Origin of the sequence: Bifidobacterium mellis, from assembly GCF_000967265.1 — a bacterium.
Classification (GTDB): domain Bacteria; phylum Actinomycetota; class Actinomycetes; order Actinomycetales; family Bifidobacteriaceae; genus Bombiscardovia; species Bombiscardovia mellis.
Map to the genome: position 1 here is coordinate 653,287 of NZ_KQ033885.1, position 25,704 is coordinate 678,990.

16 protein-coding genes and 1 pseudogene are annotated in these 25,704 nt (G+C 64.5%); 14 read left to right on the forward strand and 3 right to left on the reverse strand.

The genetic code is table 11. The features are described 5' to 3' along the window. Positions 1-50: 50 nt before the first annotated feature. Positions 51-1,088, forward strand: coding sequence for a prephenate dehydrogenase (locus tag JF70_RS02965; RefSeq protein ID WP_045936067.1), 1,038 nt, complete (start codon positions 51-53; stop codon positions 1,086-1,088). On the opposite strand, the gene JF70_RS02970 is transcribed toward JF70_RS02965, so the two are convergent. Then, positions 1,078-1,350, reverse strand: a complete 273-nt coding sequence (locus tag JF70_RS02970) for a DUF6725 family protein (RefSeq protein WP_045936068.1) — start codon at positions 1,348-1,350, stop codon at positions 1,078-1,080. The two genes, JF70_RS02965 and JF70_RS02970, sit on opposite strands and share 11 nt — an antisense overlap. Before the next feature lie 95 nt (positions 1,351-1,445). Here JF70_RS02970 and JF70_RS02975 point away from each other — a divergent pair, with 95 nt between their 5' ends. From JF70_RS02975 to acnA, 13 genes are all read left to right on the forward strand, one after another. After that, the gene (locus JF70_RS02975) at positions 1,446-2,378 is read left to right on the forward strand and encodes a tyrosine recombinase XerC (protein ID WP_045935233.1); all 933 of its coding nucleotides are present in this window, start codon (positions 1,446-1,448) and stop codon (positions 2,376-2,378) included. Between the two features lie 138 nt (positions 2,379-2,516). Further along, a complete protein-coding gene (locus JF70_RS02980) occupies positions 2,517-4,193 on the forward strand; it encodes a peptide ABC transporter substrate-binding protein (protein ID WP_045935234.1) in 1,677 nt (558 codons plus the stop codon). A gap of 191 nt (positions 4,194-4,384) precedes the next feature. Next, positions 4,385-6,055 (forward strand): peptide ABC transporter substrate-binding protein, encoded by a 1,671-nt coding sequence (locus JF70_RS02985; RefSeq protein WP_045935235.1) that lies wholly within the window; start codon positions 4,385-4,387, stop codon positions 6,053-6,055. Positions 6,056-6,184: 129 nt separating this feature from the next. After that, positions 6,185-7,849, forward strand: a complete 1,665-nt coding sequence (locus JF70_RS02990) for a peptide ABC transporter substrate-binding protein (RefSeq protein WP_045935236.1) — start codon at positions 6,185-6,187, stop codon at positions 7,847-7,849. A 190-nt stretch (positions 7,850-8,039) separates the two neighbouring features. Next, positions 8,040-8,966: an ABC transporter permease gene (locus tag JF70_RS02995; protein WP_024627150.1), complete on the forward strand. Its 927-nt coding sequence runs from the start codon at positions 8,040-8,042 to the stop codon at positions 8,964-8,966. Positions 8,967-8,997: 31 nt separating this feature from the next. Next, the gene (locus tag JF70_RS03000; RefSeq protein WP_045935237.1) at positions 8,998-9,987 is read left to right on the forward strand and encodes an ABC transporter permease; all 990 of its coding nucleotides are present in this window, start codon (positions 8,998-9,000) and stop codon (positions 9,985-9,987) included. An 11-nt stretch (positions 9,988-9,998) separates the two neighbouring features. Continuing rightward, positions 9,999-11,996 carry a dipeptide ABC transporter ATP-binding protein gene (locus tag JF70_RS03005; RefSeq protein WP_045935238.1) on the forward strand — a complete coding sequence of 666 codons (1,998 nt, stop codon included), beginning with the start codon at positions 9,999-10,001 and terminating at the stop codon, positions 11,994-11,996. Positions 11,997-12,033: 37 nt separating this feature from the next. After that, entirely contained in the window at positions 12,034-12,879 is an 846-nt protein-coding gene (locus JF70_RS03010; RefSeq protein ID WP_045935239.1) for a DUF3710 domain-containing protein, read from the forward strand. Between the two features lie 58 nt (positions 12,880-12,937). Then, positions 12,938-13,585, forward strand: a complete 648-nt coding sequence (locus tag JF70_RS03015; protein WP_052690827.1) for a DUF3159 domain-containing protein — start codon at positions 12,938-12,940, stop codon at positions 13,583-13,585. Next, positions 13,578-14,864, forward strand: coding sequence for a class I SAM-dependent RNA methyltransferase (locus JF70_RS03020; protein ID WP_045936069.1), 1,287 nt, complete (start codon positions 13,578-13,580; stop codon positions 14,862-14,864). The genes JF70_RS03015 and JF70_RS03020 overlap by 8 nt, the downstream gene beginning before the upstream one ends. A gap of 1 nt (position 14,865) precedes the next feature. After that, positions 14,866-15,480: a substrate-binding domain-containing protein gene (locus tag JF70_RS03025; RefSeq protein ID WP_045935241.1), complete on the forward strand. Its 615-nt coding sequence runs from the start codon at positions 14,866-14,868 to the stop codon at positions 15,478-15,480. A gap of 43 nt (positions 15,481-15,523) precedes the next feature. Beyond that, a complete protein-coding gene (locus tag JF70_RS03030; protein ID WP_045935242.1) occupies positions 15,524-17,992 on the forward strand; it encodes an HAD-IC family P-type ATPase in 2,469 nt (822 codons plus the stop codon). 110 nt (positions 17,993-18,102) lie between these two features. Beyond that, complete coding sequence (gene acnA / locus JF70_RS03035; RefSeq protein ID WP_045935243.1) at positions 18,103-20,835, forward strand: aconitate hydratase AcnA; 2,733 nt, start codon at positions 18,103-18,105, stop codon at positions 20,833-20,835. Positions 20,836-20,884: 49 nt separating this feature from the next. Here acnA and JF70_RS03040 read toward each other — a convergent pair whose 3' ends face one another. Together JF70_RS03040 and JF70_RS08475 are read right to left on the reverse strand one after the other, a co-directional pair. After that, positions 20,885-21,688: a Bax inhibitor-1/YccA family protein gene (locus tag JF70_RS03040; RefSeq protein WP_045935244.1), complete on the reverse strand. Its 804-nt coding sequence runs from the start codon at positions 21,686-21,688 to the stop codon at positions 20,885-20,887. A gap of 330 nt (positions 21,689-22,018) precedes the next feature. After that, positions 22,019-25,598: pseudogene (locus JF70_RS08475) on the reverse strand (RCC1 domain-containing protein). Positions 25,599-25,704 lie beyond the last annotated feature (106 nt).

Consider the following 25,704-nt stretch of genomic DNA (forward strand, 5'->3'; position numbering starts at 1 on the left):
TCCCACACATGGACCTGTCCGGGCCCGAGCACATGCACCCGATAGCGGGCATGGCCGCCTCACCGGTGCTGACCTCGGCCCACAAGATCGCCGTTGCGGGACTGGGTCTGATCGGGGGATCGTTGGCCCGCCGCCTGGCCGCTCGGGGTCGGTTCGTGATCGCCTGGAACCATAACGACCGTCCCTATGAGCAGGCCCGCAGCCAGGGAATCCATTGCGTGGACACCCTGGAGGAGCTGGCCAAGGGCAAAGCGGACGTGCTGGTGCTGGCCACCCCCTTGCGGGCCATGCCCGACGTGCTCCAGGCCCTGGCCCCGGTGCTGACCCGTGGCACCACCCTGACGGACGTGGGCAGTGTCAAGGGTCCGGTCCGCAGGCAGGTCGAACAGGCCGGTCTGGCCGATCGTTATGTAGGTGCCCATCCCATGGCCGGCAGCGAGGGCTCCGGCTATGAGGACTCGGACCCGGCCCTCTTGGAAGATGCCCTTTGGGCACTCTGTGTCGATGAGCATACGGATTACAGCCGTTTTCTGACCGTGGCCGATATGGTCACCCAGGGGCTGGGCAACCGGCTGATCGCCCTGGACGATGCCACCCACGACCGGGCTGCGGCACTGATTTCGCACATGCCCCATGTGGTGGCCACCGCCCTGGCCAATATGCTGACGAGGTCGCCCGACCGTCGTGTGGCCTCGGCTTTGGCGGCCGGGTCCTGGCGGGACATGACCCGTGTGGCCCTGACCGATCCGGAAAGGACCCGGGCCATGGTGGAGGAGAACGCCGACCAGGTGGCCGACCTTCTGGATGCCTTGGTCGAGAATCTGCAGGGCATGGCTTCACTTCTGCGGGACCTGGGGCCGGAGGCCGACGAAAAGCGTCGGAGCTTCTTTCTCCAGGCGGACCCCTTCCGACGCTACAAGGCTGCCCTGGGCGACCGGGAGCAGATGCCCACAACTGATCTGGAACTGGATCCGCAGGGGGGCAACTGGCGGCAGGAGCTGCTGGATTCAGCCCTGCGCGGCGAGCAGGTCTCGGCCTTCCTGACCACCAGCCGGGCCCGGGTGCTGCACCCGCCGGTCATCGACTGAAATTCGGAGGGTCCGGTCTGGGCGAGCGGCGTTCCGGGACCGGCTTCAGCGCCACCATGTCTGCCGCCTTAAGGGTCACGCGCTCCCCGGGACGCGACCCATTGGCCGCCGGATCCCTGTCCAGGATCAGCCGATGCCCGTCCCAGTCGACCACATGCCCTACGTAGTCGCGGAACTTGGGCCTTCCGTCTTGCGGGTCCGACCCCAGGGCAATCCTGACCACCAGCCGTGCCCCGGCCGGTATGGTTGCTGGCAAACGCATGGCCATCCACCTCCTGGGTCAGTATCGCCTGCGGCTGCGACGAGGGTGTAAGCGCCTAGACTGTATTGTACAGCCAAGTGAAGGGAGCGCCCGTAGTGGACCAGGATCTGCAGGACTTCACCGACTATCTTTCCCGGGTGGCAGGCAAGAGTCCCAACACCGTGCGTTCCTACCGGGCCGATCTGGCGGGCTTTCTGCACCTGATGCACCTGCATGGCATCGATGACCCAGCGCAGATCGACCTGGCCACCATCAGGTCCTGGCTGGCTCACGAGGCAGCCACTCACGCCCGCTCGACCATGGCCCGGAAGACGGCCGCACTGAGATCCTTCTTCGGTTGGCTGAGCAGACATGGCCGGATTGAGACCGACCCCACCCTGGCCCTGAGCAGTCCCAAGCAGTCCGAGCACCTTCCACGGATCCTGACTCACGACCAGGCCCGCACCCTGATGGATACTGTCGACCAGGATCCGGTCGAGCACCGGGAGGACGAGAAAGTTCAGGCGGCCCTGCAGGTGCGGGACGCGGCCATGCTGGAGCTGCTGTACGCCACGGGCATGCGTGTGGCCGAGCTGTGCGGGCTGGACCTGGATGACGTGAACAGGCGCAGCCGTACTGTAAAGGTCCTGGGCAAGGGTTCCAAGGAGCGGGTCCTGCCCTATGGCCTGCCCGCCGAACGAGCCCTGGATCGCTGGCTGGGGGAGGGGCGGCCGGTCCTGGCGGGCGTAAGGGCCAAATCGGCCCGCAAGGCAGGTCAGGCCCTCTTCCTGGGTCAGCTGGGCGGCAGGGTTGGCCAGCGCCAGGTCCGCAAGGTGGTCCACCAGGCGGCCGGTCAGGCCGGTGTGCCCGACATCGCCCCCCACGCCCTGCGGCACTCGGCCGCCACGCATATGCTGGATGGGGGAGCCGACCTGCGCGAGGTTCAGGAGATGCTGGGCCACTCCTCCCTGCGAACCACCCAGCGCTACACCCATGTCTCCATCGAGCAGCTGCGGGCCCGGTACAGGCAGGCGTTTCCCCGGGCCTGAGATTCGGCAAGTGAGACGAGACCTGTCCTGTGAAACATACTGGTATCAGAATGTGGCGTATCGCAGCCTACACGTCGGTCAAGAACCTTCCAAGTGTATGCGCGAGAATGAGAGTCGGCTAAGGGGGGAGCAGCAGCAATGAAAAAGGGATCACAGCTTACGCTCGTATCCGCAACCATCTGTGCCTTGGCGCTTTTGGCCAGCGGCTGCGGCAGTGGCAGCGGCACCAACACCGAGGGTGCCGAACAGTCGTCCGGCAGCCAGGCCAGCAACAACGCCGTGGTCTCGGTCCACGGATGTGAGCCCGCCCAGCCGCTCATTCCCAGCAGTACGGCGGAGAGCTGCGGCGGGCAGGTCGTAAACGCCATCAACTCCAGACTGGTACGCTTTGACGACCAGGGCAAGGCCCGCAACGATCTGGCTTCGGAGATCAAGGGCAACGACGACATGTCCCAATACAAGATCACTTTGGCTGATGGGCGCAAGTTCTCGGACGGCACCCCCATCACGGCCAAGTCCTTCACCAAGGCCTGGTCCTGGAGCGCCAACGTGACCAACGGTCAGCTGAACGCCAGCTTCTTCGCCAACATCAAGGGCTTTGAGAACCTGCAAAGGCAGGGCGTGCCTGCGGATGCCCAGTTCTCCGGATCGAAGGTCATCGATGAAAAGACCTTCACCGTGGACCTCAGCTCGCCCTCATCCACCTTCCCCATCCAGGTGGGCTACATGGCCTTTGCGCCCCTGCCCGAGTCCTTCTACAGGGATCCCAAGGCCTTCGGGGAGAACCCGGTCAGCTCGGGTCCCTACAAGTTTGAGTCCTGGCAGCACAACGCCCTGATCAAGCTTGGCAGGAACAGCGACTACGACGGGGAGGTCAAGGTCCAGAACGGTGGCATCGACTACAAGGTCTACACCGACCTTGGTTCCGCCTATTCGGATGTGCAGGCGGGCAACCTGGACGTGATCGACAGGATCCCCACCTCTGCTGTCAAGACCTTCATGACCGACAGCATGGTGCAGAGCTACAACAAGCCCGGATCCGGTCTGCAGATGTTCACCATCCCCACCGCCATGGAGCACTTCGGCCAGGATCAGGAGGGTCATCTGCGCCGCCAGGCCATCTCCATGGCCATTGACCGCAAGATGCTGATCGACAAGGTTCTGGGCGGCCTGGGCGTGCAGCCCACCGACTTCACTGCACCTACCATCCCGGGCTATGCCAAGAGCCTCAAGGGTTCGGACAACATCAGGTACAGCTCCAAGAAGGCCAAGGAGTACTGGGCCAAGGCCGATGCCATCAGCCAGTGGCCGGTCGACAGGACTTTCAGGATGCTCTACAATGCAGACGGCGGCGCCAAGGACTTCTATGACGGCATGGCCAATTCCATCAAGAACACGCTTGGAATCAAGGCCGAGGCCACACCTGTACCCACCTTCAGCGAGTTCCGAGGCAACATCAAAAAGCGCCTCTACAAGGATGCGGCCTTCAGGTCATCCTGGTCACCTGACTATCCATCGCCTGAGACCTACCTGATGAGCAACTTCGCAAGCTCTGCGGCCGACGGCAACGGGTCCAACGACGGCGACTACAAGAATCCCAGGTTCGACGCCTTGCTGCAGCAGGCAGCCAAGGCCCAGGACACCAATGAGGCCAACAAGTTCTTCCAGCAGTCGGAGGAGATCCTCCTGAAGGACATGCCGGCGGTGCCGCTCTACTACGCCAACAACACCGGCGCCTCCGCCAAGAGGGTCCACGGTATGCGTCTGGGCTGGGACGGCTTCCCGATCTTCGCGGAGCTTTCCAAGGACCAGTGATGTCAAGCAGCTGCGGGTCTGAGACCGGCAAATGAGATGAGACTTGCTTTACGAAACATCTTCGTACCAGAATATGGCGTATTGTGGCTTACACGTCGGTCAGGGATCCTTGAGGTTCGGTCATCCCGGTGTCCTTGGTTGCAGACGTGATGTTGACACTCGGTAAATATATAAACATAGGAGCAGCAGCAATGAAGAAGGGTTCACAGCTTACGCTTGTATCCGCGACCATCTGCGCCTTGGCGCTTTTGGCCAGCGGCTGCGGCGGTGGTTCAGACACCAAGGGCGCTCAGCAATCGTCCAGCAGCCAGTCGAGCAACAATACCGTCGTTTCGGCCCATGGGTGTGAGCCGGCCAAGCCGCTCATCCCCAGCAACACAGTCGAGAGCTGTGGCGGGCAGGTGGTGGACGCCATCAACTCGAAGCTGGTCCGCTTCGACAACCATGGCAAGGCCCACAATGATCTGGCTTCGGAGATCAAGGGCAACGACGACATGGATCAGTACAAGGTCACCCTGGTCGATGGGCGCAAGTTCTCGGACGGCACCCCCATCACGGCCAAGTCCTTCACCAAGGCCTGGTCCTGGGCGGCCAATGTGAACAATGGCCAGCTGGGATCCAGCTTCTTCGCCAACATCAAGGGTTATGACGATCTGCAGAAGCAGGGCGTGCCTGCGGATGCCCAGCTGTCCGGCCTGAAGGTCATCGATGACAAGACCTTCACCGTGGATCTGAGCTCGCCCTCGTCCACCTTCCCCATCCAGGTGGGCTACACCTCCTTTGCGCCGCTGCCCGAGTCCTTCTACAAGGACACCAAGGCCTTCGGGGAGAACCCGGTCAGCTCGGGTCCCTACAAGTTCGATTCCTGGCAGCACAACACCATGATCAAGCTTCGCAAGAACACCACCTACAAGGGTGATGTCAAGATTCAGAACGGCGGCATCGACTACAAGGTCTACACGGATGTCGCCTCGGCCTACGCCGATGTGCAGGCAGGCAATCTGGATGCAATCGATACCGTCCCCACCTCGGCCCAGAAGACCTTCATGAAAGACAGTCTGGTCAAGGGCTACAACGAGCCCGGCTCCGTCCTGCAGATGTTCACCATCCCCACCACCATGGAGCACTTCGGCCAGGACGAGGAGGGCCACCTGCGCCGTCAGGCCATCTCCATGGCTCTGGATCGCAAGATGCTGATCGACAAGGTTCTGGGCGGTCTGGGCGTGCAGCCCACCGACTTCACCGCACCGACCATCCCTGGCTACTCCAAGAATCTCAAGGGGTCCGATAACCTGAAGTACGATGCCAAGAAGGCCAAGGATGCTTGGGCCAAGGCCGATGCCATCAGCAAGTGGCCCGCTGACAAGAGCTTCCAAATGGTCTACAACGCCGATGGTGGTGCCAAGGACTTCTATGACGGCATGGCCAACTCCATCAAGAATACACTGGGGATCAAGGCCGTGGCCACCCCTGTGCCCACCTTCAGCGAGTTCCGTGGCAACGTCAACAAGCGTGCCTATAAGGATGCGGCCTTCCGGTCGGCCTGGTCGCCCGACTACCCCTCTCCCGAGAGCTACCTGCTGAGCAACTTCGCCAGCTCGGCGGCCGACGGCAACGGGTCCAACGACGGCGATTACAAGAACCCGAAGTTCGACGATCTGCTGAAGCAGGCTGCCAAGGCCAAGAACACCGACGAAGCCAACAAGCTTTTCCAGCAGGCCGAGGAGATCCTCCTGCAGGACATGCCGGCTGTGCCGCTCTACTACGCCAACAACAAGGGTGCGTCAGCCAAGAATGTGCAGGGATTGACTCTGCGCTGGAACAGCTACCCGAACTTTGCGGAGTTGTCCAAGAAGCAGTGATGATCGTGCCGGAAACGGCATAATCCGTCGTCGCTGACCCGGCCGGATCCGCACCAAAGCGGATCCGCGCCCGGGTCTTATGCACTGGCGGCGGATTCGGGAAACCAACCAAAGGAAAGAGCAGTATATATGAAGAAGCAATCGGCCCTGACCATTGCTGGCGCCGGACTGTGCGTCATGGCGCTCACGCTGGGCGCCTGCGGGGGATCCGGCGGATCCGACTCCTCCTCTGCAAAGGGGACCGACAGCGGCAGCTCGGATGCCGTCATCTCGGTCTTCAACCCTGAGCCGGCCAATCCGCTCATCCCCAGCATGACCAACGAGGTGGGCGGTGGCAACCCCATCGACATCATGTTCTCCAAGCTCGTCCGCTTCGACGACAAGGGCAAGCCGGCCAACGAGATCGCCAAACAGATCAAGGCCAACGAGGACAACACCCAGTACACCGTGACCATCAACGACGGCTGGAAGTTCTCGGATGGCACCCCGGTCACCGCACAGTCCTTCACCAAGGCCTGGTCCTGGGCGTCCAACATCGCCAACAAGCAGCTGGGTTCCAGCTTCTTCGCCAACATCAAGGGCTATGACGACCTGCAGAAGGAAGGCACCCCTGGCGATGCGCAGCTGTCCGGCCTGAAGGTCATCGACGACAAGACCTTCACCGTGGATCTGACCTCGCCATCCTCCACCTTCCCCATCCAGGTCGGCTACACCGCCTTTGCCCCGCTGCCCGAATCCTTCTACAAGGACACCAAGGCCTTCGGCGAGAAGCCGGTGACCGTGGGACCCTACAAGTTCCAGTCCTGGGAGCACAACAAGGCCATCAAGCTGGTCAAGGATCCTTCTTACAAGGGCGGCATCAAGGTCAAGAACGGCGGCATTGAGTTCCGCGCCTACACCGATGCCACCGCAGCCTACCGTGATGTGCAGGCCGGCAACCTGGATGTGCTGGACACCCTGCCTGCCTCGGCCCGCAAGACCTTCCAGACCGACAACACCGTCCAGGCCATCAACGACCCGGGCTCGGTCATCCAGATGTTCACCATCCCCACCTACATGAAGCACTTCGGCCAGGATCAGGAGGGCAAGCTGCGTCGCCAGGCCATCTCCATGGCCATCGACCGGCCGACCATCATCAAGAAGGTGCTGTCCGGAACCGCCAAGGAGGTCCACGACTTCACGGCCCCTGTCATCCCCGGCTATTCAGCCAGCATCAAGGGATCCGACGTGCTCAAGTACAACCCGTCCAAGGCCAAGGAGCTCTGGGCCGAGGCCAACAAGATCTCCCCCTGGGGTGAGGGCGACACCTTCAAGATCGCCTTCAACGCCGATGGCGCCCACAAGGAGATCTACGACGCGGTCACCAACTCCATCAAGAACGCCCTGGGCATCCAGGCTGCGGGCAACCCTCTGCCCACCTTCAGCGAGTTCCGCTCCAACGTGCAGAACCGCAAGTTCACCGACTCGGCCTTCCGCTCCGGTTGGCAGCCTGACTACCCCTCGCCCGAGAGCTACCTGTCCAGCAATTTCGCCAGCTCGGCAGCCAACGGCAATGGGTCCAACGACGGTGACTATAAGAACCCCGAGTTCGATGAGCTGATGGACAAGGCGGCCTCCGCCAAGAGCATCGACGAGGCCAACAAGATCTACCAGCAGTCCGAGGAGATGCTCTTCCGCGACCTGCCCGCAGTCCCGCTCTACTATCAGAACTCCAACGGCGTGGCGGCCAAGAACATCAAGGGATTCTCCTTCACTTGGAAGGGAACCCCCGCCTACTACAACCTCAGCAAGTGAGGTGACGGGAGTCTGAATCCCGCACCTTGAAACTGACACCGCCCGGGCCGGCGCGGAAGGATCCACTCCGCGCCGGCCTTGGTGTTCCTGCACCCCTGTTGAGGTGTGCTGGTAGACTCAAACAAGAATTTTTGCGGCGGCCCCGATCCCCATGCCGATCCCGGTCGCGGATGACAAAGGAGAATAGCCGATGGGAAAATATCTTCTGCGACGTATTCTGCAGATGATCCCCGTCGTTCTCGGTACGACACTGCTGATATACGCGCTGGTCTTCGCGCTTCCAGGCGACCCCGTGGCCGCCATGTTCGGGGACAAGCCGGTCAACCAGGCCGTTGCCGCACAGATACGCTCGGAATACAATCTCGACAAGCCCTTCATCGTGCAGTACGTGCTCTTCCTGAAGAACGCCCTGACCTTGAACTTCGGTAACACCTTCGCCGGCCAGCCCGTCATCAGCGTGATCGGCAGGGCCTTCCCGGTGACCATCAAGCTGGCCCTGATGGCCTTCGTCTTCGAGGGCGTCTTCGGCGTGATCTTCGGCATCATCGGCGGCCTGACCAAGGGCAAGTGGTCGGACAACATCATCCTGGTCCTCTCCCTGCTGCTGATTTCGGTGCCCACCTTCGTCACCGGCTTCATCCTGCAGTACCTGTTCGGTGTCAAATGGCATCTGCTGCCAGCCACGGCCGGGGCCAATCCGGGCTTCATTGACCTGCTCATGCCGGCCATCGTGCTGGGGTCGGTTTCCATGGCCTCCATCATCCGTCTGACCAGGACGGAGATCACCTCCAACATTTCCGAGGACTACGTGCGCACGGCCCGGGCCAAGGGCATGAGCAACCGTTCCGTCATCGTGCGGCATGTGCTGCGCAACTCCCTGATCCCCGTGGTCACCTACCTGGGCGCCGACATCGGCGGACTGATGGGCGGGGCCATGATCACCGAGCGCATCTTCAACATCCAGGGTGTGGGCAACACCCTCTACCAGGCCATCCTCAGGGGCGAAGGCACCCTGGTGGTCTCCATCGTGACCATTCTGGTCCTGATCTTCGTCATCACCAGCCTCCTGGTCGACCTGCTCTACGCAGTGCTCGATCCGCGGATCCGGTATGCGTGAGGAAGAGGGACCGACTATGAGTGAAACGGCAATGAACGAGTCAAGCGAACAGAACGAAAGCCAGGCCCGCGTCTACTTCCCCGACCCCTTGCCGGGGCAGGAGCGGTTCGTGGCCCCCATCGACGAGACGCCCCTGCGCGAGGTGGACTCGGTGGATGAGGACGTGCCGCCCACCAGCATGTGGGCCGATGCCTGGAAGACCCTGAGGCGCAACCCGCTCTTCATCATCTCCGCAATCCTGGCGATTGTGGTCATCCTGGTGGCCCTCTTCCCCAACTTCTTCGCCAAGCAGGACCCCATGGCCTGCAGCCTGTCCAACTCCCTGGAACCGGGCAGGGCCGGTCACCCCTTCGGCTTCGACCTGCAGGGCTGCGATGTCTACAGCCGCGTCATCCACGGGGCCCGGACCTCGGTGGCCATCGGCATCATGACCACCATCCTGGTCACCGTCTTGGGCGGCCTCGTCGGCGCAATCGCCGGATTCTTCGGGGGCTGGGTCGACGCAGTGCTCAGCCGCATCACCGACATCTTCTTCGCCATCCCCATGATCCTGGGCGCCATCGTGCTCCTGCAGATGTTCCGTACCTCCACCTCACTGTGGAAGATCATCCTGACCCTGACCCTCTTCGGCTGGGTCAACATGGCACGTATCACCCGAAGCGCCGTCCTGGAGGCCAAGAACCTGGAGTTCAACACCGCATCTACGGCCCTGGGCTCCACGCCCCTGCGCAACCTCTTCCGGCACATCATCCCCAACTCCCTGGCCCCGGTCATCGTCATGGCCACCATGTCGCTGGGCACCTACATCGTCTCTGAAGCCACGCTGAGCTTCCTAGGCATCGGACTGCCCTCCACCGTGGTCTCCTGGGGCGGGGACATCTCGACGGCCCAGAATCTCCTGACCACCAACCCCTCGGTCCTCTTCTATCCCTCCGCAGCCCTGGCCATCACCGTGCTGGCCTTCATCATGATGGGCGACGCGGTCAAGGATGCATTGGATCCCAAGAGCAGAACGGCCTGAGTGGAGGAAGCATGACTGAAGCAGACAAGAACATGACCACCAATCAGGAGAATCAACCCCTGCTCGACGTTCGGGACCTGCAGGTGGATTTCACCGCCGATGGGCGCACCGTCCACGCGGTTCGCGACGCCTCCTTCAACGTCTACCCCGGCCAGTGGGTGGCCATCGTGGGGGAGTCCGGCTCGGGCAAGTCCACCTCGGCCATGGCTGTGCTGGGTCTTCTGCCCGGTACCGGCAAGGTGACCGGTGGCAGCATCCGGCTCAAGGGCCGCGAGCTGGTGGGCCTGGACCGCAAGGACTATGAGGCGCTGCGAGGCTCCCAGGTGGGCCTGGTCCCGCAGGACCCCATGAGCAATCTGAACCCGGTCTGGCGCATCGGCTCCCAGGTCAAGGAGGCGCTGACCGCCAACCACATGGACGTCTCCCGGGAGAAGCGCTCCCGGCTGGCCAAGGCCCTGGCCGGCGACGAAGAGGTGAAGGTAAAGAAGTCCGACGACGAGCTCTTCATCTCTTCCAAGGACCTGCCCGGTCTACTCGAGGCCGCCCGTCAGGCCCTGAGCGATGCCGGGGTCGCCGACGTGGACAAGACCATGGAGGCCATGAAGGCCGAGTGGGATGTGGGCTCCGAGACCCGCTGGGGCGTGGCCAAGTCCCTGATCGACGCCGGTGTGGATGACGACGCGGCCTGGGCGCTGGCCAAGGAGCATGTGACCGGCTCGGATATGGACGACCGTATTGCCGGCCTGCTGTCGGAGGCCGGGCTGCCCGAGGCCGCCACCAGGGCCCGGCAGTATCCGCATGAGTTCTCCGGCGGCATGCGCCAGCGCGCCCTGATCGCCATCGGCCTGGCCTCCCGGCCCGACCTGCTGATTGCGGACGAGCCCACCAGCGCCCTGGATGTGACCGTCCAGAAGCGGATTCTGGACCACCTGCGCAGCCTGACCGAATCCCTGGGTACCGCCGTGCTTTTCATCACCCACGACCTGGGTCTGGCGGCCGAGCGCGCCCAGCACATCGTGGTCATGTACCGGGGCCAGGTGGTGGAGTCCGGGCCCAGCCTGGAGGTCCTGCAGCACCCCCAGCACCCCTACACCAAGCGGCTGGTCCAGGCCGCGCCCTCGCTGGCCTCCCAGCGCATCATCTCCGCCAAGCAGCGAGGTCAGGATGCCGAGGGCCTGCTGGAGCACCATGTCAAGGGCGAGGGCACCCTGGAGCGCAGCGAGCATGTCATCACCGTGGAGCACCTGACCCGCGAGTTCAGGCTGCCCCGGCGCAAGGAGATGTTCAAGGCCGTGGACGATGTCTCCTTCTCGGTCAAGCGGGGGACCACCCTGGCCATCGTGGGGGAGTCCGGCTCGGGCAAGTCCACCGTGGCCAACATGGTCCTGCACCTGCTCAAGCCCACCTCGGGCCGGGTGACCTACGAGGGCCAGGACATCGCCGGTTTCGGCAGCCGTCAGCTCATGGAGTTCCGCCGGCACGTGCAGCCGGTCTTCCAGAACCCATACGGTTCCCTGGACCCCATGTACTCCATCTACCGCTCCATTGAGGAGCCCCTGCGCATCCACAAGATCGGCAACGCCAAGTCCAGGCAGAAGCGGGTCAAGGAGCTGCTGGACATGGTGGAGATGCCCGAGTCGGTCATGGGGCGCTACCCCAACGAGCTCTCCGGCGGACAGCGTCAGCGCATCGCCATCGCCCGGGCCATGGCCCTGAATCCGGATGTGATCATCTGCGACGAGGCCGTCTCCGCCCTGGACGTGCTGGTCCAGGACCAGGTGCTGCGGCTGCTCAACGACCTGCAGGCCGAGCAAGGGCTCAGCTACCTGTTCATCACCCACGATCTGGCCGTGGTCAGGCAGATTGCGGACGAGGTGGTGGTCATGCAGCACGGCAGGCTGGTGGAGCATGCCACCACCGACGAGGTCTTCGACCACCCCCAGCGCCAGTACACCAAGGATCTGCTGGACGCCATTCCCGGCGGTAAGCTGCGCCTGGGTCTTGACTAGTCATCCTTTGCACAGACTCACAAGGAAATGAGGCATCATGGGATTGTTCGGTTTCGGCAGGAAACGCGCCAAGCAGCGGGCCGAGGAGGACCTCGAGGATCAGAAGGACCAGTCCAAGGAGCTCGACAAGTCCGAGGGCGCTGAGAAATCCGACCAGACTTCGCAGACCTCTCAGGAGGACCGCGATGAGACGGCTGGGGAGCAGGACGAGGCCGAGCAGAGCGGGAAGGGCCCCTGGGACAGCACGGATCCCGAGGCCCCCGACACCGATGAGTACCTGGACATCGGCGCCCTGATGCTGCCCTTCCTTGAGGGCAGCGAGCTGAGGCTCAAGGCCAATTCGCAGACCGGCGACGTGCTGGGAGCCACCATCACCTACAAGTCCTCCAGTCTGGAGCTGGAGCCCTTCGCGGCCCCCAAGTCCCTGGGCCTGTGGGACGAGGTCCGGGCCGATCTGCTCAAGGCTAACCCCTCCTGCAAGGAGGTGGACGGCGTCTTCGGCAAGGAGCTGACCCTGCCCGTCAAGGTCAAGGGCAAGAACCTGCTGACCCGGGTGGTGGGCATCGACGGACCCAGGTGGATGCTGCGAGGCATCTTCTCCGGCCCGGCAGCCAAGGGCGGCAAGGAGAAGGATGTGCTCGACGGCTATCTGGCCGACCTGGTGGTTGTCCGTGGCGATGAGCCCCTGGCCCCTCGTGACCTGGTTCCCATGCATGCGCCCGTCACCCCCAATCAGCGCCGGGGAGAAGCCGAAGACGCGGAGTCCAAGGACGACCAGAGCGCGCAGATTCCCGGCAAGCCGGAGGGCCCCTTCGACTCGGACCAGCAGACCGAGGTGAAGACCACCCTGTCGCGCGGACCCATGTTCTCGGAGGTCCGCTAAGGCTGTGAAGCAGAAGCATTCCGGGCTGGCGGCGCTGGCCGACGACGATTTCTCCGTCATGGAGGCCATCGGCGGATGGCGGGGGATCGTCGAGTCCCTGCTGCCGGGGCTGGTATTTCTGGTTTTCTTCCTGGCCACCGGCCGTCTGGGGCTGACCGTGGCGGTTTCGGCGGCCCTGGCCCTGGTGCAGCTGATAGTTCGTCTGGTCCAGCGGCAGTCCTTTCTGGGGGCGCTGACCGGTCTGCTTTCGGTGGGCATCTGCCTGGTGGCCGCATGGCTGACCCGGGATGCCCGCAACTATTATCTGCCAGGATTCCTGACCAACGGATTCTGGATCATCGTTCTTGGGGCATCTTTGCTGGCACGGATGCCCGGTATCGGCCTGCTGGTGGAGTACCTGCGCCGGCCTGTGGTCTCCGGGTGGAGACAGTGGCTGGACTCCTGGCGCAGTGAACCGGACCTGGTCCGGGCCTATACCCAGGCCACCCTGGTCTGGATCGCCGTCTTCGCGCTGCGCCTGCTGGTCCAGGTGCCGCTCTACCTGGCCGGTTCCGTAGGGTTTCTGGGCGCCGCACGCCTGATTCTGGGCCTGCCCCTGTTTGCCCTGGGCATCTGGGTCAGCTGGCTGCTGATCGGCGGGCCCTACCATCGTCGCCAGGCCGACCAGGTTCAGACAGACCAGGAGGTTCATGCCGATCATGACTGAAACCAGGGCTCGTCTGCGCATCGAACGCTATGCCGACCAGGGCCGTTGCGTAAGCCACCTGGAGGACGGCCGGGTGGTCTTCGTCCGCTTTGCCCTGCCAGGGGAGCTGGTTGAGGTCCTCCTGGACGAGCCTCACGGTCGGGCCGGCAGATTCGCCACGGGCGAGGTCACTCAGGTGTTGGAGGCCAGCCCTGACCGACGCGAACCCGTCTGGCCCCTGGCTGGACCCTTGGCCTGGGGAGGCGGCCTGGGTGGTGCCGATCTGATTCACGTCAGCCTGCCCGGTCAGCTGGTCTGGAAGGCTGATCTGATCGGTCAGCAGATGTCCCGTCTGGGCGGGGTGGACGTCCAGGTGCCGGTGGCCCGGGTTCCGGGCGATGAGGAGCTGGGTGGCCTGCACTGGAGGACCCGAATCGAGCTGGTGGCCGACGACCAGGGGCGCCCTTCCATGCGTCGGCGGGGATCGCATGACCGGTTGCCGATTCAGACCATGCCCCTGGCCACCCAGGAGCTGCTGGATCAGGCTGACGAACTGGGCATCTGGGAGGGCGGCCTGCCCGCCGGTGCCCGCATACGCCTGGCCGTGCCCCAGCCGCGCGACGGGGGACCGGTCGGCGACAACTACGCCCTGCTGGTGGACGGTCGCCTGAGTAAGGGGAGCCGCCTGCTGACAGAGCGGCTGGGGGCCGGGGCAGGACCTGCCTACCAGGTCCGGGCCGACGGATTCTGGCAGGTCCACCGTCAGGCACCGATTGTGCTGACCAAGGCGGTCCTGGACCAGGCCAGGCAGGCCCTGGATGGGGTCGCCGAACCGGTCGTCTGGGATCTCTACTGCGGATCAGGACTCTTCACCCTGCCCCTGGCCGCTCTGGCCGAAGGACGGGCCCGGCTCCTGGCCGTGGAGGGGTCCGCCAGAGCCATTGCCAGCGCGAAACACAACGTGAAGCAGGCCGGACTGGACCGGGTAGCCCTGCGTCGGGGGGACGTGGCCAAGATCCTGGCTGGCGGTGCGCCCAAGGGGCTGGGACATCCCGACCTGATCCTGCTGGATCCGCCCAGGGCCGGCGCCAAGGCTCAGGTCTGCCGGCTACTGGCCGCCAGCGGGGCTGGGACCATCATCTATGTGGCCTGCGATCCGACCAGCCTGGCCAGGGATACGGCCACCCTGATCTCCCTGGGCTACAGCCCCAAGCATCTTGAGGCCTTTGACATCTACCCGATGACCCACCACGTGGAGACTGTGGCGGTCTTCACCCGCACGGCGGGAAGGCGGCGCTGACATGAGCCGCGCCGGGCAAGTCTTGGCAGCGGTCAGGCGGCTGGCGGGTCTGCTGCTGGCGGTCGCTCTGCTGGCAGGCCTGCCCATGCTGACCGGCTGCGCCCCCAAGGACAGGGCCGTGGGCGACTCCTGGCATGAGGGCACCGTGCCCCACGACGGCGTGGATCGCTCCGACACGCTCGTGGCTTTGATCGGCTGCCCGCAGAAGGGCGGCAAGGACCCGGATGCCGGTCTTGACAGCCGTATTCTGGCATCATTGAAGGCGGAGAGGATGAAGGGCTATTTCTCCTCAGCACAGTCCACCGGCGATCAGCAGGATGGCGTGCAGGATGCCATCAACCGCGGGGTCAGTCTGATTCTGATCCGCCGGCCCGGAGCCGGCGACTGGACCCCAGCCCTCAAGGCAGCCCGGAAGGCGGGCATCCCTGTGGTAGAGTTCGCTCAAAGCGCCAAGGCTTGGACCCCTGACCCGGGTAGGCTCTACTATGCGGCTACTGTCCACCCGGTGGATCCTTCCGGGCATCCACGCGCGCCCTTGCTGGCCGACGCCCTGCAGACCATTGTGGACGACGGACCGCATGCCAGGATCATGGCCGTGCGCCTGAGCGCTGAGTGAGAGGGGGCCGAGGATGAGCACAGGAAGTGATCAAGAGCCGACTATGGGCACAGCAGCGGACACAGGCTTTCCGGAAACCGGCCGGCCGGGGCTGAGCTCCCAGGAGGTGGAGCGGCTGAAGGCCCAGGGCCTGGTCAACGTCTCCCAGGACCAAACCTCCCGCAGTCTGGGCCAGATCATCCGCGACAACGTCTTCACCCTCTTCAACGGGATCATCCTGACCGCCATGGTGGTGGTCCTGCTGACCGGGCAGTGGAAGGACGCGGTCTTCGGCCTGATCATCATCATCAACACCGGCATCGGCGTGGCCACCGAGCTCAAGGCCAAGCACACCCTGGACGGGCTGTCCATCCTGGTGGCCTCTGACTATACGGTGCGCAGGGATGGGCGCAACCTGACCGTGCCCCACGATGCCATCGTCAAGGGGGATCTGCTCTGGATCCGCTCCGGGGACCAGGTGCCCGCCGACGCGCAGATCATCGACACCTACGGCCTGGAGCTGGACGAGTCCATGCTGACCGGCGAATCGCGCACGGTCAAGCACAAGCCAGGGGACCAGGTCTACTCGGGCTCCACGGCCGTCTCGGGCATGGCCCTGGCCCAGGTGACCGCCGTGGGCGCCGACTCCTACGCCGCCACGCTGACGGCCAAGGCCAAGGTCTACAAGAAGGTCCACTCCGACCTGAACGAGGGCATCAACACCATCCTCAAGGTCATGACCATAGTGGTCATTCCCCTCTGCCTGCTGCTCATCTTCACCCAGATGCGGACCGTGGGCGGTTTCCAGACGGCCCTGGCCACCGGAGCCTGGCGGCAGGCCGTGGTGTCCGCCGTGGCCGGGGTCGTGGGCATGATCCCCGAGGGGCTGGTCCTGCTGACCTCCCTGAACTTCGCCCTGGCCGCCATCCGCCTGGCCCGCCACCAGACCCTGGTCCAGCAGATGGAATCCGTGGAGACCCTGGCCCGGGTGGATGCCCTGAATCTGGACAAGACCGGCACCATCACCGACGGGGGCATCGTCTACGACGACCTGCACCCGCTGGCCGAGGATCTGCCGGCCCGGCAGTTGCGGCAGGCCCTGGTGGACGTCTGCGCGGAGGAGAGCCCCAACGCCACCGGACGGGCCATCCTCAAGGGGATGGACGACCTGCGCCCGGGCAGGGCCGTCAGCCGCCTGCCATTCTCTTCGGCCCGCAAGTGGAGCGCCGTGGCCGACCAGTCCGGCAGAATCTGGTACTTCGGCGCCCCGGAGGTGCTCCTGGCATCCCAGGCGGGCAGCTGGCCCCGGGTGGACCGGCAGGTGGCCGACCTGGCCGACCGCGGCTACCGGGTGCTGATGCTGGCCGCCCCCGGCGGGTACCCGGGCACCGACCAGCCTGACTACTTCACCGGCAGCCCCGACCTGCCCGGGAACCTGAAGCCCCTGGCCCTGATCACCTGCTCGGAGCACATCCGCGACGACGCTGCCGAGACCCTGGCCTGGTTCCGCCAGCAGGGCGTGCGCTGCCGGGTCATCTCGGGCGACAACCCGGCCACGGTGGCGGCCATCGCCAACAAGGTGGGCCTGACCGGCGACCGGGCGCCCCGGGCCATGGATGCCCGCCAGCTGCCCGAGGACACGGCAGCCCTGGCCGAGGTCCTGGAGGACGTGGACGTGCTGGGCCGGGTCCTGCCCGACCAGAAGAAGGCCATCGTCCAGGCCCTGCACCTGAAGGGCCACACGGTGGCCATGACCGGCGACGGGGTCAACGACTCCCTGGCCCTGAAGGAGGCTGACCTGGGCATCGCCATGGGTAATGCGGCGGCCGCCACCAAGGCCGTGGCCCAGCTGGTCCTGGTGGATTCGCGCTTCTCCCACCTGCCCGACGTGGTGGCCCGGGGCCGGCAGGTCATGGCCAACATGGAGCGTGTGGCCGGCCTCTTCCTGGTCAAGACCGTCTACTCGGCCCTGATCTCCCTGGGCGTGGTCCTGACCGGCATCCCCTTCCCCTACCTGCCCCGGCACATCACCTACATCGGCGCCCTGACCATCGGCACGCCGGCCTTCTTCCTGGCCCTGGCCCCCAACACCAGGCGCTACCGGCCCGGCTTCCTGAAGCGTGTGGTCACCTTCGCCCTGCCCTCGGGCATCGCCACGGCTTTCATTGTGCTGGCGGCGGCCTGGAGCCTGCCCGGCCTGCTGGGACTGGACCTGGCCCGGCCCGGCGACCTGGGGCGCTGGCGTTCGGTCTGCGCCATCGTCCTCTTCTGCATGGGCGTGCTGGTCCTGACCCAGGTGGCCCGGCCCCTGCGCTCCTGGAGGGGCCTGCTGGTCCTCTTCTTCGGCGCAGCCGGGGTGATCGGGGCCCTGATCCCCGTTGTGGCGCGGTTCTTCGCCATCAGCCTGCCCACCGGTCCGGCCCTGGCCGCCACCGTGGCCTTCGCCCTGGCGGGTGCCCTGCTCATGGTCCTGGCCGTCCTGGGCTATCCGGCATGCGCACGTTACATCCGTCAGGTAACACATAGGCGCTAAGAATGAACCTCACAAGCACAGATAAGCGTCACTGACGGCCTGGGGTCCTCCCGCCGCCGGTCCACATGGGCGCAAGGGCAGTGCCTGAGCGTCCAAGGAAGGGGTGGTGCATGTCAGAATCCGCACAAGATGCCGGTCGTTCCAAGCTCAAGGTGGGCTCCGAGGAGTTCGAATACTACCGGATCAGCGACCTGCCGGGTATCGACCACCTGCCCTACAGCCTGCGCATCCTGGCCGAGAATCTGCTGCGGCATCAGAACGGGACCACGGTGACCCGGGACCAGCTGGACCAGCTTCTGGACTGGGACCCCAAGGCCCAGCCCGACAGGGAGATCCAGTACAGTCCCGCCCGGGTGCTCATGCAGGACTTCACCGGCGTGCCCTGCATGGTCGACCTGGCCACCATGCGCGATGCCGTCAAGGCCCTGGGCGACGACCCCTCCCTGGTCAACCCGCTCATCCCCGCGCAGATGGTCATCGACCACTCCGTCCAGGTGGACAGCTCCGGCGTGCCCGGCGCCCTGGAACACAACATGGACATGGAATACCAGCGCAACAGTGAGCGCTACCGCTTCCTGCGCTGGAGCCAGCAGGCCTTCCGGAACTTCCGCGTGGTGCCCCCGGGCACCGGCATCATCCACCAGGTCAACCTGGAGTACCTGGCCCAGGTGGTCATGCGCAGGGACAGGACCAAGGGGGAGGGGCCGGCCCTGGTCTACCCGGACTCCTGTGTGGGCACCGACTCCCACACCACCATGGTCAACGGCCTGGGCGTGCTGGGCTGGGGCGTGGGCGGCATCGAGGCCGAGGCGGCCATGCTGGGCCAGCCCATCTCCATGCTGGTGCCCCAGGTCCTGGGCTTCAAGCTGACCGGATCCATCCCCGAGGGGGTCACCGCCACCGACGTGGTGCTGACCGTGACCCAGATGCTGCGCGAGGTGGGCGTGGTGGGCCGGTTCGTGGAGTTCCACGGCAAGGGCCTGGCCCAGGTCCCCCTGGCCAACCGGGCCACCCTGGGCAATATGAGCCCCGAGTTCGGCTCCACCTGCGCCATCTTCCCCATCGACCGAATCACCTTGGACTATCTGCGTCTGACCGGCCGCAGCGACGAGCATGTGCGCCTGGTGGAGGCCTATGCCAAGGCCAACGGGCTGTGGATGGATCCGGAGGATGCCGACTGCCCCGAGCCCGAGTATTCCCAGGTGCTGGAGCTGGACCTGTCCACGGTGCGGCCATCCATCGCCGGCCCCCGGCGGCCCCAGGACCGCATCCTGCTGGACCAGGCCCAGCAGACCTTCCATCGGGACCTGAAGGATTACAGCGACCAAGGCAGGGACGGCGACGGCCAGGCTGTGCCGGTCAGGAAGTCCGACGGCAGCGAGTTCAGCCTGCGGGACGGGGATGTGGTCATCGCGGCCATCACCTCATGCACCAACACCTCCAATCCCTCGGTCATGGTGGCCGCCGGTCTGCTGGCCCGCCAGGCCCGGGCCCGGGGCCTCAAGCCCAAGCCCTGGGTCAAGACCTCGCTGGCTCCCGGCTCCCAGGTGGTGACGGACTATCTGAACCGGACCGGCCTGAGCAAGGACCTGGACGCCCTGGGCTTCGAGCTGGTCGGCTACGGCTGCACCACCTGCATCGGCAACTCCGGCCCCCTGGACCCGGCCATCCACCAGGCCATCGCCGACCATGACCTGACGGTGACGGCCGTGCTCTCGGGCAACAGGAACTTCGAGGGCCGCATCAGCCCGGATGTGAAGATGAACTACCTGGCCTCGCCGCCCCTGGTGGTGGCCTACGCCCTGGCCGGCACCATGGACTTCGACCCCTGGAGCGACCCCCTGGGCCAGGACAGCCAGGGCAAGCCGGTCATGCTGGCGGACATCTGGCCCTCCCAGGAGGCCATCGAGTCCGTGGTGGGCACCGCCCTGGACCGGGACATGTACCTGCGCGACTATGCGGACGTCTTCGGCGGGGACGAGCGCTGGCAGAAGCTGGAGGTGCCGGAGGGCGAGCTCTTCCACTGGGATCAGGATTCCACCTACATCCGCCGCCAGACCTTCTTCGATGGCATGAAGGCCCAGCCCGACCCCCTGGAGGATATCCACGGGGCCCGGGTGCTGGCCCTGCTGGGGGATTCGGTCACCACCGACCACATCTCGCCCGCAGGGGCCATCAAGGCCGACGCCCCGGCCGGCCGCTACCTGCAGGAGCATGGCATAGCCCCCAGGGACTTCAACTCCTACGGCTCCCGGCGCGGCAACCACGAGGTCATGGTCCGGGGCACCTTCGGCAACATCCGCCTGCGCAACCAGCTGCTGGCCTCGGCGGGGCTGGATGTGCGCCCGGGAGGGTTCACCTACGACTTCCTGAACGGCCAGGAGACGACCATCTTCGAGGCGGCGCAGGACTACGCAAGGAAGGGCACGCCCCTGGTGGTGCTGGCCGGCAGCGAGTACGGCACGGGCTCCTCCAGGGACTGGGCGGCCAAGGGCACCCGGATGCTGGGCGTGCGGGCCGTCATCGCCAGGTCCTTCGAGCGCATCCACCGCAGCAACCTGATCGGCATGGGCGTGCTGCCGCTGGAGTTCCCAGCGGGTCAGTCGGCCCAGAGCCTGGGGCTGGACGGCCAGGAGACCTATGACCTGATCGGCGTCGACGCCTTGAACAGCTCCCTGTCCGAGCAGGTCCAGGTGCGGGCCCAGCGGCCCGACGGCAGCACGGTTGAGTTTGCGGCCAAGGTGCGCATCGACACCCCTGGCGAGGCCGAGTACTACCGCAACGGCGGCATCCTGCAGTACGTGCTGCGTGGGCTGCTGTCAAAGGCCGACCAGGAGGCCTGAAGATACAAAAATCCCCGCCCCTCGATGCCAGGGGCGGGGATTTCTTATATCAGTTGCGGTCGCCGACCAGATTCAGGATGTAGAGGAAGAGGTTGACGAAGTCCAGGTAGAGGTTGAGGGCGCAGAGGATGGAGACCCGCTTGATGGCCTCCGGCCCCTGGCTGCGGTAGGTGGCGAAGATGACCCTGGTCTGCTGGGCGTCATACATGGTCAGCCCGGCGAAGAGGATGATGCCGATGGCCGAGACCACGCGCAGGGCCGTGTCGGAGGGGGCCAGGAAGAGCATGACCACCTGGACCAGGATCAGCATGAGCAGGCCGGCCATGAAGATGGACCCCATGCCCAGCATGTTGCGCCGTGTGGTCAGCCCCAGCATACTGAGGACGAAGAAGAAGCCCGCGCTGATCACCAGTGTCAGCATGATGGAAGGCAGTGAGTAGGTTATGAAGATGGTGCTCAGGGTGAAGCCCATCAGGGCCGCATAGAGGTAGAACATGACCCGGGCGGTGGAGGTGCGCATGCGCATGACCCGGACGCTCAGAATCATGGCGAAGGCCACCTGGACCACGGCCATGCCGATCCAGCCCAGGGCGCCCGTGGCCTGCATAAAGGCCAGGAGCAGTCCGGTCCGGGCGGTCAGGTAGGCCGTCAGGGCGGTGACCAGCAGGCCTACGGCCATCTCCGCATAGGCGCGGGACATGGAGACCCGCTCCGCCTTTTCAAAGCTGTATGCTGCGTTGGTGTCGATGGGCGAACCCATGCCGTAGGGCTCACCGCCCTGCATGGTCGGCATCGGCTGCTGCGCATACTGACCGTATGGGGCCTGCGGCCGCGGATTCCCGTTGAAAGCCATCTGCTCCTCCTTGTCTTCCCACCTGTGGCGGGATGGTCGTCTTGTTCAATTCTACATGGCCGGTTTGGCGGTATAAAGGGTGTTTGCTCTGGCTGGAATCAGGCGGGGGTGGGCCGCCATGGCGGGGTGGTTGCATGCCCACATCCCGCCGTGGCGGTTGCCCCCCCCCCTGATGTGCCGTCCATCCCTTGGGAGGGTGAGCGGAGTGTGGTGGGGGCGCGGGAGGGAAGTGTCGGCTCTCTTGGGTTTTGAGCCTTGATTGACACGTTCCCTCCCTGCTCCCCCTATGTAGGCCGGAGGCGGGGGGATTGATACGCCGCCCGGCCGCTCTTACTCGTGCGAAGCATGAAGCAGCTGGTGTAGTTCCCTCCGGTGGCGGCGTGAGGCCAGGACCCCGCCCATGCCGGTCATGCCAGTGGCCAGGGCGAGCAGGATGCCCTCCCCTCCGGCCTTGGGGAGCACGCCTGCAGGCAGGTATGTGTATCTGAGGGAGGTGTCGGTCAGGATGCGTCCTGCGCCGCCCATTGCATAGTCGACGCTGACTGTGACCGTACCTGGCTGGTGTGCGGGTGTGAGCACGGTCACGCCGTTACCGTTGCTGACAGGAGCCAGGTTCGTGCCTGGGCTGGTGTCGAACCTGGCTGCAGTGATCACCGGCTGCAGGTTGAACAACACCGACACAGGAACGTTTGAGTCGTCGGTAGTGCCGTCGCCGAGCTGACCATAGCTGTTTTCTCCCCAGGCGTATGCGTATCCGTTGCTGCCCACGGCCAGCGAATGATGGTCTCCGACGCTGAACCGTGTGGCTTGTAGCCCTTTGCTAGCGTCGGCTGGACTGGTGGGGTCGCGTACTGGCACAGGAACACTTGAGTTGCTGGTAGTGCCGTCGCCGAGCTGGCGATACAGGTTCCATCCCCAGGCGTATGCGTATCCGTTGTTGCCCACAGCTAGTGAGTGCTCGCCTCCAGCGTTGATCGCTGTGGCTTTGAGCCCTTTGCTCGCGTCCTTGGGGCTGGTGGGGTCGCGTACGCGCACAGGAACTGTCGAATCTACTGTGTTGCTGTTGCCGAGTTGGCCATAGTTGTTCAATCCCCAGGCGTAGGTGTATCCGTCGCTGCCCACGGCCAGCGAATGAGAGTATCCGGCGCTGACCTGCACGGCTTTCAGTCCTTTGTTTGCGTCATTGGGGCTGGCGAAGTCTCGCACGCGCACAGGAAAAGACGAAGAGCTTTTGTTGCTGTTGCCGAGTTGGCCATAGTTGTTTAATCCCCAGGCGTAGGTGTATCCGTCGCTGCCTACGGCCAGCGAATGGTGCCATCCGGCGCTGACCTGTATGGCTTTGAGCCCTTTGTTCGGGTCAGTGGGGCTGGCGGGGTCGCGTACGCGCACGGGGAAAGATGAATCTGCTGTGCTGTTGTTGCCGAGTCGGCCATTGTCGTTCCATCCCCAGGCGTAGACGTATCCGTTGCTGTCCAAGGCCAGTGAATGCTCGTCTCCGGCGCTGACCTGTATGGCTTTGAGTCCTTTGTTCGGGTCATTGGGGCTGGCGGGGTCGCGTACGCGCACAGGAACAGAGGAATACGTTGTGGTGTTGTTGCCGAGCTGACCATGCTGGTTGCTGCCCCAGGCGTATACGTATCCGTCGCTACCCACGGCCAGCGAATGCCATTTTCCTGCGCTGACCTGCACATAGGTGAAGTCGGTCGGCACGCCTGCAGGTTTCCTCACTATGTTCGGCGTACTCCGGCTGTTAGTCGTTGCGTCGCCGAGCTGACCATAGGTGTTGTCTCCCCATGCGTAGGCTTTCCCGTCGCTGCCCACCGCCAAGGAAAAAACATAGGTATAGTATTTTGCTCCGCCGACCTGGTTGAATCTGATGCCGCTGGTGCTGTCTGGCGGGGTGATGGTGGTGGTTTCGTGGCCGAGCTGGCTGCCTGTGTCTGGGCTGATTCTCCAGGAGGTGTTGGGGGTTTTGCTGGTCCATTTGGCGGTGAGGGTGAGATTCTCGGTGACGGGCTTGCTGAAGTCGTAGGCGACTTCGTTGATGAACCATCCGTCGAACTGGTAGCCGCTGCGGGTCGGGTCGGGTGAGGGCCGTTGGACTCTCCCGTAGGGATAGGTGACCTGCTGGTCTCCGGGTTTGGGGCTTCCTCCGTCCGTCTTGAAAGTGACCGTGTAGGTGGAACTCTGTCGGATGTCCTTCAGAAGCGTCTGGTCGACCGTGTAGTTGAGGCTCCGGGTGAAGGGCTGGCCGTCCTGCCTTCCGGCGAGTGTGATGGTGACTGGTCCGGGCTGGCTTGCTGGCATTTCCGTCTGCCAGGAGCCGTCGGTCTTGTTAAGTGTCAGCGACTGGCTGTCCAGGCTGGCTGATTCCAGGGTGGGCGCTGTGGTGGTGTTGACTTTTGCTGGCTTGCCTGGCTGGTTCTGGGTGTTGATGCTCCACTGGTATAGGCTGCCCTGCCTGTCTAGGGCGGTGATCCTGCCGCCGATGCGGACTGCTTGCAGGTAGTGCTGGTTCCCGTTGTCCGCGCGCGTGGGTGTCTCGCCTGGCTTCCAGGTCCAGATGTGGCCGTCCGTGCCGGTGATGACGGCCTGGTTCTTGTTGGCGGTGATCCGGCTGGCTTTCATGTTTTCCGACAGGCCGGTGGTTGCGAGGCTTGTCTTGCCGTCGGCCAGGTAACAGGCCTGCCCGTTTGCGCCCAGGAGGAGGAACCCCTGGCTGAGGGCTTGGGCTTGGGTGATGCGCATGCCCTGGTCTTGTCTGATGCGTTCGGGCTTGACGTTGGCGGTCCTGCTTGTGTTCCAGGTCCAGGCTTGCCCGTCCGCGTCCAGGGCGAGGGTCCGGCTGGGGGAGGCGACGGCCAGTGTCGCCTGGGCCTGCCCGGGCAGAACGGTCGTGGCTTGTTCTGTCAATTTTTCGTTCTGACCGTCGGTTTGGTCGGCTTGGAAGGCGTGGACCTGTCCCTGCCGGTCCACCGCCAGCAGCAGGTCGTCGTTCATGCTGATGCTGGTGAACCTGGTGTTCTGCTTGGTGTCGAGGATGGTGGGCGTTGTTTGTCCGTTGGGCCAGGTGTAGATCTGCTGGTCGGATCCTATTGCGGCCTGCCATTGGCTGCCGGCTGCGGCCTGCAGGTAGCGAAACCCGTCGGCAGCCTGGGTGGGGAGAGGAACCTGCTTGGGTGTGCCGTCCTGCGCCCAGGTGTAGATGCGGCCGTCGCCGGTCAGGCCGACAAACTGGCTGCCTGCCGTGTGGATGCTCGTGTAATAGGACTCTTGCAGGCTGGGTGGGCTGATGGTCAGCTGTGTACCGGAGGTGGGCCCATGGTCCGGGCTCAGTGTCCAGTCCGTGGCTTTGGCCCATTTTGCGGTCAGAGTTGTGTCCTGGAGGATGGGAACCTGGAAGTCGAAGGGCTGGCCGTCGCGTGTCCACCCGTCGAACCGGTAGCCTTCGCGCACGGGGTTGTTTTCCGGAGGGAATGCGAGGGTGCCGGCTTTCACGGTCGCCTGGGTAGGAGTGTTGCCGTCGTCTGGGTCGAAGCGCACCGTGTGCGAAGCTTGACCGTCCGTCTTGCCGGATGGCTTGGCTGTAGAAGGACCTGTGCTTTTGGTGGCGTCCTTCGACGTTGACGGGACTGAGCTTGATGTCGTGGCGTTCAGGGGTGATGCGGTTTGCAGCGGCGAGGGTGAAGGCAGGGGAGTGCTGGTTGCGCTGTTGGGGAGTGTGACGGGGGTTTGCTCAGCTACGCGAGGGGTCTGACGACCCCCCCCCCCCGCTAAATACAGGAGTGTCCGCCGGACTGGCGGACACGACATCGTCCGCGTTGGCGGACGCGACACCCAGGCCTGCCAGCAGGCCCAGCAGGACGATCGCCGTCGCCGATGCGCGACGCAGACGGGTACCCAGATGCATGAAATCAATCCCCTTCACCAATGCCAAGCGGTATCAAGGCCTCCTGCCTATCAGCATTAACGTCTTTCAAAGTCGATGAACCGTCGCTACTGTGGGCGTTAATGGC